The sequence below is a fragment of the Kitasatospora purpeofusca genome, assembly GCF_034043715.1.
Taxonomy (GTDB): Bacteria; Actinomycetota; Actinomycetes; order Streptomycetales; family Streptomycetaceae; genus Kitasatospora; species Kitasatospora purpeofusca_A.
Map to the genome: position 1 here is coordinate 1 of NZ_JAXCLC010000136.1, position 8,600 is coordinate 8,600.

Below are 8,600 nucleotides of genomic sequence, written 5' to 3' on the forward strand. Positions count from 1 at the left end.
GGCGACCGGGAGCGGCCGGAACCGGGCCGCCCGGCGCGGTCAGAACCGCCCGGCGCCCAGGTCCCGGGAGATCGCCCTGGCCGCGCTGCGCACCGAGGCGACCAGCGAGGGCTTCACGAAGCCGTCCTCGCAGACCCGCTCGACCGCGCCGCTGATGCAGACCGCGCCCACCGGATTGCGGCGCCGGTCCTGGATCAGCGCGCCGATCGAGGCCACGCCGTCCCAGGTCTCCTCCACCGCGTCGGCCCAGCCGCGCTCGCGGGTCAGCGCCGCCTCGGCGTCCACGTCCGCGGCCTCGGTCAGCGTCCGCGCCGTGTAGGACTCGAACGGGCCCTCGCCCAGCTCGCCGCGCGCCACCGGGTCGTAGGCCAGCAGCACCTTGCCCAGCGCGGTCGAGTGCAGCGGCTGCATCGAGCCGACCTCCAGCACCTGCCGGGTGTCGTCCGGCCGGAAGACGTGGTGCACGATCAGCACCCCGCGCTGGTGCAGCACGCCCAGGTAGACGGTTTCCCCGGACGCCCTGGCCAGGTCGTCCGCCCAGACCAGGGCCCGGGCGCGCAGCTCGTGCACGTCCAGGTAGCTCTGGCCCAGCCGCAGCAGCTCGGCGCCCAGCTGGTACTTGCCGCTTTCCGGGTCCTGCTCGACGAAACCCTCCTGCTGGAGGGTGCGCAGGATCCCGTGGGCGGTGCCCTTCGCCAGGCCGAGCGCCGTCGCGACCTCCGACAGGCCCAGGCGGCGCTCGCCGCCGGCCAGCAGGCGCATGATCGCGGCGGCCCGGGAGAGCGACTGGATCGGGCCGGGCATTGGTACCTCCGCGCGGACAGGCGGTCGACATTGTCGACCGCAGTGGTGACGGCACGAGTCTGCCAGGCCGTCGCCGTTCCGTGCACCTTCCCCCTCGGTAACCTGCGTCGGCCGCCCGGGTCGCGCGCCCGGCGTACGGCCGCCCGTCCGGTCCCGGTCGCCTACCGGCCGGTGCCCCTCCCGCCGTCCTGCTCCCCGCCGGCCCGCTCGCCGGTCGCGGCGGCCACCCCGGCGGCCACCGCCCGGATCCCGGCCGGTCCGACCCGGCAGCAGCCGCCCACCAGCCGCGCCCCGTCCGCCAGCCAGCCCGCCACCCTCGCCCGGCCGTCGGCCCGCGGCGCCCCGAAGGTCGGCTCCCCGCACCACGCCCCGGCCGCCGCGTCCCAGCCCTCGCCGCTGTTCGGGTAGACCACCACCGGCTTCCCCGACACCCGCGCCGCGAGCGCCACCGCCCGGTCCGCCTCCTCCGGCGCGCAGCAGTTCACCCCGACCGCCACCACCTCGTCCACCCCGGCCGCCAGCGCGAACGCCTCCGCCAGCGGCTGCCCGGCCCGGGTCCGCCCGTCCGCCGCGGCGAACGACAGCCAGACCGGCACCCCCAGTCCGCGCACCGCCCGCAGCAGCACCCGCGCCTCGTCGACGTCCGGCACCGTCTCCAGCGCCAGCACGTCGGGACCGGCCGCCGCCAGCACCTCCAGCCGGGGCCGGTGGAACGCCTCCAGCTCGGCCGCCGACAACCCGTACCGGCCCCGGTACTCCGAGCCGTCCGCCAGCATCGCCCCGTACGGGCCCACCGAGGCCGCCACCCAGCGGCGCGGCCCGGGCAGCCCCCGGGCCGCCTCCCGGGCCAGCTCCACGCTGCCGGCCATCAGCCGGGCGGCGGCCGCCCGGCCCACCCCGCGCCGGGCGAAGCCCGCGAAGCTCGCCTGGTAGCCGGCGGTGATCGCCACCCGCGCGCCCGCCTCGAAGTACGCCCGGTGCGCCGCCACGACCGCCTCCGGGGCGTCCGCCAGCAGCCGGGCCGACCACAGCGCGTCCGTCAGGTCGAACCCGGCCGAGGCCAGCTGTTCGGACAGCCCGCCGTCCAGCACCAGCGGCCCGGCCGCCAGCGCGGCCGGGAAGTCCGACGGGGCAGCCGCGGCAGCCGGCGCGGCCCGGTCGGGAGCGGCGGCCCGGTCGGCTCCGGCCTGGTCCATCACGTCCTCCTCGGGGCGGGCGGCGCCCCGGCTGCTCCGGAGGACGCCCTGCTCACAGGGTAGGAGCGGCCGGCCCGGGACCGGAGTGGAAAACCATTTGCCGCCGAGTCAAAGGATCGCTACGTTGTGCTCAGACCGAGAAGGACGGCCGCCCGTCACCGCGGGCCCGGCGGGGGAGAGGAGCGCCCGGAGTGGACACCACCGAGCAGGAGTGGCTCGCCGCCTACGATCCGCGCGCCTACACCCCGGTCGCCGTGACGGTGGACGTGGTCGCCCTGACCTTGCGCCAGGGCCGGCTCCATGTGCTGCTCGTCGAGCGCGCCCTCCCGCCGTACCAGGGGCGCTGGGCCCTGCCCGGCGGCTTCCTGCGGGCCGGCGAGGAGAGCCTCGACGCGGCCGCCGCCCGTGAGCTGACGGAGGAGACCGGCCTGCCCGGCACGGTCGGCGCCGAGGCCGCCCTCAGCCGGATCCACCTCGAACAGCTCGGCAGCTACGGCGTACCCGACCGCGACCCGCGGATGCACGTCATCTCGGTCGCCTACCTCGCCTTCGCCCCCGACCTGCCCGATCCGCAGGCCGGCAGCGACGCGGCCCGCGCCGCCTGGCACCCCGTCACCGACCTCGACCTCCGGCCCGCCGGCCGGTCCGAGTCCGCCGCTGCTCCCGCCGACACCCACGGGGGTGGCGTCGGCGGGAGCACCGGCCCCACCGGCCCTGCCGACCCGGCCGCGCCCCCGGCCACCGGGACACCCACCCCGATCGAGCTCGCCTTCGACCACGCCAGGATCCTCGCCGACGGCCTCGACCGCGCCCGCGCCAAGATCGAGTACAGCCCGCTGGCCACCGCCTTCCTCCGGCACGACTTCACCATCCCCGAGCTGCGCGCCGTCTACGAGGCCGTGTGGGACGAGAAACTCCATCCGGGCAACTTCCACCGCAAGGTGCTCTCCGTCCCCGGCTTCGTCGAAGGCACCGGCACCACCACCGAGCGCGGCGGCGCCCGCGGCGGCCCCCGGGCCCGCACCTACCACGCCGGCGACGCCACCCTCCTCCACCCGGCCCTCCTCCGCCCCGCCCAGGGCGAGCCGCCCCAGGAGCCCGCCCGGGACCGGACCACCTGACCCACCACCCCGCTCCCGGCCACCCGCACTACCATCCCGCCATGACGACTCAAGACGCCGACACCGTGCGCCGGCAGCCCAACTCCCACTGCCACTTCTGCGGATCCCCCTACCCGACCGGTACCGACGGCTGGCCCCGCACCTGCTCCGCGTGCACCGAGATCAGCTACCGCAACCCGCTGCCCGTCGTCGTCACCCTCCTCCCCGTCACCCAGGGCGACACCCCACCCGGCCTCGTGGTCATCCGCCGCACCATCGAGCCCGGCTACGGAGAACTCGCCCTCCCCGGCGGCTACCTCGACTACGGCGAGAGCTGGCAGCAGGCCTGCGTGCGCGAGCTGCGCGAGGAGACCGGCATCCTCGCCGAGCACACCGACATCACCCTGGTCGCCACCGACTCCGACACCCGCGGCGGCTTCCTCTGCCTCTTCGGCCTCCTCCCCGCCCGCCCGCTCACCGACCTCCCGCCCTCCGTCCCCACCGACGAGACCGACGGCTGGCAGCTCTCCACCCCCGAGACCCCGCTCGCATTCCCCTTCCACACCCGGGTCTCCCGCTCCTGGTTCAACGGCGAATTCACCCGCCCCTGACCAGCGGCGGCCGCGCCGGGCAGACCCTGGCGCCCCGGCCGCTCACATGGCAGGGTCTGCACCGACAGCCCCCAACCGGACGCGGGCCCTGCCACACGTGACCCCGTCCGCCCTCATCACCGGCCGGGAGACCACCACCGTGAGCACCCCACTCCAGGACCAGCCGCTCTGGCGCCCGAACCCCGAGCGTGCCGCCGGCACCGGGATCGTGGCCTTCCAGGCCTGGGCCGCCCAGCACCACGGCGCCCCGGCCGCCCCGCTCGCCCCCACCGCCTCGGACGCCGAGGCCGCCGCCCGCTACGCCGCCCTGCACGCCTGGTCGGTCGAGGACCTCGACCGCTTCTGGACCGCCGTCACCCAGTGGTTCGACGTCCGCTTCACCCAGGCCCCCGACGCCGTCCTCGCCGACCCCGCGATGCCCGGCGCCCGCTGGTTCCCCGGCGCCCGCCTCAACTACGCCGAGCACGCCCTGCGCGCCGGCGAGCAGGCCGAGAACGCCGACCGCCCCGCCGTGCTCCACCTCGACGAGACCACCGACGAGCCGCTCGTCCTCACCTGGGCCGAACTCCGCCGACAGGTCGGCTCCCTCGCCGCCGCCCTCCGCGCCCGCGGCGTCCGCCCCGGCGACCGCGTCGGCGCCTACCTGCCCAACATCCCGCAGGCCGCCGTCGCCCTCCTCGCCACCGCCGCCGTCGGCGCCGTCTGGACCAGCTGCGCCCCCGACTTCGGGGCCCGCAGCGTCCTCGACCGCCTCCAGCAGATCGAGCCGGTCGTCCTCTTCGCCGTCGACGGCTACCACTACGGCGGCAAGGACCACGACCGGACCGAGGTCGTCGCCGAACTCCGCCGCGAACTCCCCACCCTGCACACCGTCGTGCACGTCCCCCTGCTCGGAGCCCCCGCCCCCGAGGGCGCCCTGGCCTGGGACGACCTGACCGCCGAGGACACCGAGCCGGTCTTCGAGGCCGTCCCCTTCGACCACCCGCTCTGGGTCCTCTACTCCTCCGGCACCACCGGCCTGCCCAAGGCCATCGTCCAGAGCCAGGGCGGCATCCTGGTCGAGCACCTCAAGCAGGCCGGCCTCCACCTCGACCTCGGCCCCGAGGACCGCTTCCTCTGGTACACCTCCACCGGCTGGATGATGTGGAACTTCCTCCTCGCCGGCCTCCTCGTCGGGTCCACGGTCGTCACCTACGACGGCAGCCCGGGCCACCCCGACACCGGCGCCTTCTGGTCCGTGGCCGCACGCACCCGCGCCACCGTCCTCGGCACCTCCGCCGCCTACGTCATCGCCAGCCGCAAGGCCGGCCTCCACCCCGGCCGTGACCTCGACCTCTCCGCCGTCCGCTGCCTCGGCACCACCGGCTCCCCGCTGCCGCCCGACGGCTTCCGCTGGATCTACCAGGAGGTCAAGGAGGACGTCTGGCTCGCCTCCGTCAGCGGCGGCACCGACGTCTGCTCCTGCTTCGTCGGCGGCGTCCCCACCCTCCCGGTCCACCTCGGCGAGATCCAGGCCCCCAGCCTCGGCGCCGCCGTCGAGTCCTGGGACGTCAACGGCCGCCCGCTCACCGACGAGGTCGGCGAACTCGTCGTCACCAAGCCCATCCCCTCCATGCCCACCGGCTTCTGGAACGACCCCGAGGGCACCCGGTACCACGACAGCTACTTCGACGTGTACCCCGGCGTCTGGCGCCACGGCGACTGGATCACCGCCACCTCCCGCGGCACCGTCGTCATCCACGGCCGCTCCGACTCCACCCTCAACCGCCAGGGCGTCCGGATGGGCTCCTCGGACATCTACGAGGTCGTCGAGCGCCTCCCCGAGATCGCCGAATCCCTGGTCATCGGCCTGGAGGAGCCCGAGGGCGGCTACTGGATGCCGCTCTTCGTCGTCCTGGCCCCCGGTGCCGAACTCGACGAGAACCTCATCGGCCGCATCCGCACCTCGCTGCGCACCGAACTCTCCCCGCGCCACGTCCCCGACGAGGTCATCGCCGTCCGCGGCCTGCCGCACACCCTCACCGGCAAGCGGATCGAGGTCCCGGTCAAGCGCCTGCTCTCCGGCACCCCGCTCGACCAGGCCGTCAATCCCGGCTCCGTCGACAACCTCGACCACCTGCGCTGGTTCGAGCAGCTCCGGCAGGACCGCGAGCGCGCCGCCGCCGAGTGACCGACCCCCGGACACGCCGAGGGGGCCCGCTCCACCACCTGGTGGAGCGGGCCCCCTCGACATGTCCCGCGACCTACTCGCCCGACAGCACCTGCTGCGCCGCGGCCCGCGCCTCCTCGGCACTGTCCGCCGCCCGCGCCGCCTCGGCGGCCCGGCGGCACTGCGCCAGGGTGTACTTGGCCAGCGCCGTCCGCACATAGGGGATCGACGCCGCGCCCATCGACAGGCTGGTGACGCCGAGACCGGTCAGCACCACGGCCAGCAGCGGATCGGAGGCCGCCTCGCCACAGACACCGCAGCTCTTCCCCTCGGCCTGCGCGGCCTCGGCGGCGAACGCGATCAGGTCCAGCAGCGCCGGCTGCCACGGGTCCTGCAGCCGAGCCAGCGCACCGACCTGCCGGTCCGCGGCGAAGGCGTACTGGGCCAGGTCGTTGGTCCCCAGGGAGAGGAACTCGACCTCCTGGAGGATCGAGCGCGCCCGCAGCGCGGCCGACGGGATCTCCACCATCGCGCCGAACTTGGCGCTCAGCCCGGCCTCCCGACACGCCTCGGCGAAGTCCTTGGCGTCCTTGCGGTCGGCCACCATCGGGGCCATCACCTCGAGGTGCACCGGCAGGCCCTCGGCGGCCGTCGCCAGCGCCCGCAGCTGGGTCCGGAGCACCTCGGGGTGCTCCAGCAGGGTGCGCAGACCGCGCACACCCAGCGCCGGGTTCGGCTCGTCGGCCGGGGTCAGGAAGTCCAGCGGCTTGTCCGCGCCCGCGTCGAGCACCCGGACCACGACCCGGCCCTCCGGGAACGCCTCCAGCACCTTGCGGTACGCCTCGACCTGCTTCTCCTCGGTCGGCGCCTTCGCCGAGTCGTCCAGGAAGAGGAACTCGGTGCGGAACAGACCGACGCCCTCGGCGCCCGCCTCCAGCGCGGCCGGCAGGTCGCTCGAGCCGCCGACGTTGGCCAGCAGCGGCATCCGGTGCCCGTCCGAGGTCGCGCCCGGACCGGAGGAGGCGGCCAGCGCCGCCCTGCGCTCGGCGGCGATCCGACGCAGCTCGTCCTGCTTCTCGGTGCTCGGCTCGACCAGCACGTCACCGGAGCTGCCGTCCACCGCGACGACCGTGCCCTCGGCGACGTCGGCCGCCCCCGGCAGCGCGACTACGGCCGGTACGCCCATGGCGCGCGCCAGGATGGCGCTGTGGCTGGTCGGTCCGCCCTCCTCGGTCACGAAGCCGAGCACCAGCGTCGGGTCCAGCAGCGCGGTGTCGGCCGGCGCGAGGTCCCGGGCGAACAGCACGTACGGCTCGTCGCTGTCCGGCACACCCGGCATCGGCACGCCCAGCAGCCGCGCGACGATCCGGTTCCGCACGTCGTCCAGGTCGGCGACCCGGCCGGCCAGGTACTCCCCGGCCGAGGCGAGCAGCGCCCGGTAGGCGGCGAAGGCGTCGTAGACGCCGCGCTCGGCGCTGCTGCCGACCGCGATCCGGCGGGAGACGTCGGCCATCAGCTCCGGGTCCTGCGCCATCAGCGCCTGGGCCTCCAGCACGGCCTGGGCCTCGCCACCGGCCAGGTTGCCGCGGGCGATCAGGTCCGCGGCCACGGCCTCGACGGCTGCCTGGGCGCGGGCCTGCTCGCGCGGAGCGTCCTCGGTCGGGATCTGGGTGGCCGGGGGCTCCAGCACCGCGGTACCCATGTGCCGCACCTGGCCGATCGCGACTCCGTGGCTGACACCCACGCCTCGCAGCGTCTTCTCCATGTCTTTCTCCGTGAGAGAGGCGGCCCCGCCGGGTACCGCTGTGTGCCGGGCCGCCCCGACCGGAGCGGTGGGGCGGGTGTGTCCTGTAGAAGGGGAGCGGTCAGCTCCAGCTGAACAGGGCGTCGCCGACGGCGACCTCCCCGCTCTCCAGCAGCCCGCCGAGCGAGTCGGCAGCGGCCTCCAGCGCGACGATCGGCGAGATCGGCGACTTGCCGGCGGCCTCGACGGCGGCCGGGTCCCACTTGATGACGGCCTGGCCGCGGGTGACGGTGTCGCCCTTGTTGACGAGCAGCTCGAAGCCCTCGCCGTTCAGCTGGACGGTGTCGATGCCGAGGTGGGTCAGGACCCCGTGCCCGTCCGCGTCAACGACGACGAAGGCGTGCGGGTGCATCGAGACGACCACGCCGTCGACCGGGGCCACGGCCTCGGTCGGCCGACGCACCGGGTCGATCGCGGTGCCGGGGCCGACCATCGCACCCGAGAACACGGGGTCAGGCACGCCGGCGAGCCCTACGACCCGGCCGGTCAGCGGCGACGTCACAGTGGTCATGGATGAGCCTCCCAACTGCGCAGTACAGGCGAGCGCCCGCGAGCGCGGCGGGGTGATCGACAGAAGCCTAAATCATGTCAACTTCGGACATCCGCTGACATTCCGGACGGTCGGCCTCGCCGTCCGCCCTCACCAGTCAGTCATCTCGCCGACCACTAGTGGTCTAGTCCTCTTGGCCGATGCGCCGCACTCTACAGGCATCTTGGCGAATCGGGACCATTGCTGTATATGCTCGCGAGAGCAACAAATGAGCGTCCGACCGGGTGACACCGGAGCGCCCCGATTCGCGCTCGGCCCGGCGACCCGCTATGGTTGGTCGAGTCGCCGCAAGTCGGCGGTTAACAGCAGATGTCAGAGACGAAAAGCGCCGGTTAAGCAACGGCTAACGGATCTGATACGCTGGAATCACGAAAGAACGAAGCGCT

Annotated in this window: 7 protein-coding genes; 3 read left to right on the forward strand and 4 right to left on the reverse strand. The window is 74.7% G+C overall.

Going from position 1 to position 8,600, the window contains the following annotated elements; all coding sequences use genetic code 11:
* Positions 1 to 39 precede the first annotated feature (39 nt).
* Positions 40 to 804, reverse strand: coding sequence for an IclR family transcriptional regulator (locus SM793_RS35805; protein ID WP_320443316.1), 765 nt, complete (start codon positions 802 to 804; stop codon positions 40 to 42).
* A 161-nt stretch (positions 805 to 965) separates the two neighbouring features.
* The gene (gene mmuM / locus SM793_RS35810) at positions 966 to 2,000 is read right to left on the reverse strand and encodes a homocysteine S-methyltransferase (RefSeq protein ID WP_320443317.1); all 1,035 of its coding nucleotides are present in this window, start codon (positions 1,998 to 2,000) and stop codon (positions 966 to 968) included.
* A gap of 191 nt (positions 2,001 to 2,191) precedes the next feature.
* On the opposite strand from mmuM, the gene SM793_RS35815 reads away from it, so the two are divergent.
* The 3 genes from SM793_RS35815 to SM793_RS35825 are packed head-to-tail and all read left to right on the forward strand — an operon-like array spanning position 2,192 to position 5,881.
* Positions 2,192 to 3,121: an NUDIX hydrolase gene (locus SM793_RS35815; protein WP_320443318.1), complete on the forward strand. Its 930-nt coding sequence runs from the start codon at positions 2,192 to 2,194 to the stop codon at positions 3,119 to 3,121.
* Between the two features lie 41 nt (positions 3,122 to 3,162).
* Positions 3,163 to 3,711 (forward strand): NUDIX domain-containing protein, encoded by a 549-nt coding sequence (locus SM793_RS35820; RefSeq protein WP_320443319.1) that lies wholly within the window; start codon positions 3,163 to 3,165, stop codon positions 3,709 to 3,711.
* A gap of 46 nt (positions 3,712 to 3,757) precedes the next feature.
* The gene (locus SM793_RS35825) at positions 3,758 to 5,881 is read left to right on the forward strand and encodes an acetoacetate--CoA ligase (protein ID WP_413816110.1); all 2,124 of its coding nucleotides are present in this window, start codon (positions 3,758 to 3,760) and stop codon (positions 5,879 to 5,881) included.
* A gap of 73 nt (positions 5,882 to 5,954) precedes the next feature.
* Here the strand turns inward: SM793_RS35825 and ptsP are convergent, their stop codons facing one another.
* Both ptsP and SM793_RS35835 read right to left on the reverse strand, forming a co-directional pair.
* Positions 5,955 to 7,625, reverse strand: coding sequence for a phosphoenolpyruvate--protein phosphotransferase (gene ptsP / locus SM793_RS35830; RefSeq protein ID WP_320443321.1), 1,671 nt, complete (start codon positions 7,623 to 7,625; stop codon positions 5,955 to 5,957).
* 100 nt (positions 7,626 to 7,725) lie between these two features.
* Positions 7,726 to 8,175, reverse strand: a complete 450-nt coding sequence (locus tag SM793_RS35835; protein ID WP_030396842.1) for a PTS glucose transporter subunit IIA — start codon at positions 8,173 to 8,175, stop codon at positions 7,726 to 7,728.
* Positions 8,176 to 8,600: the final 425 nt, after the last annotated feature.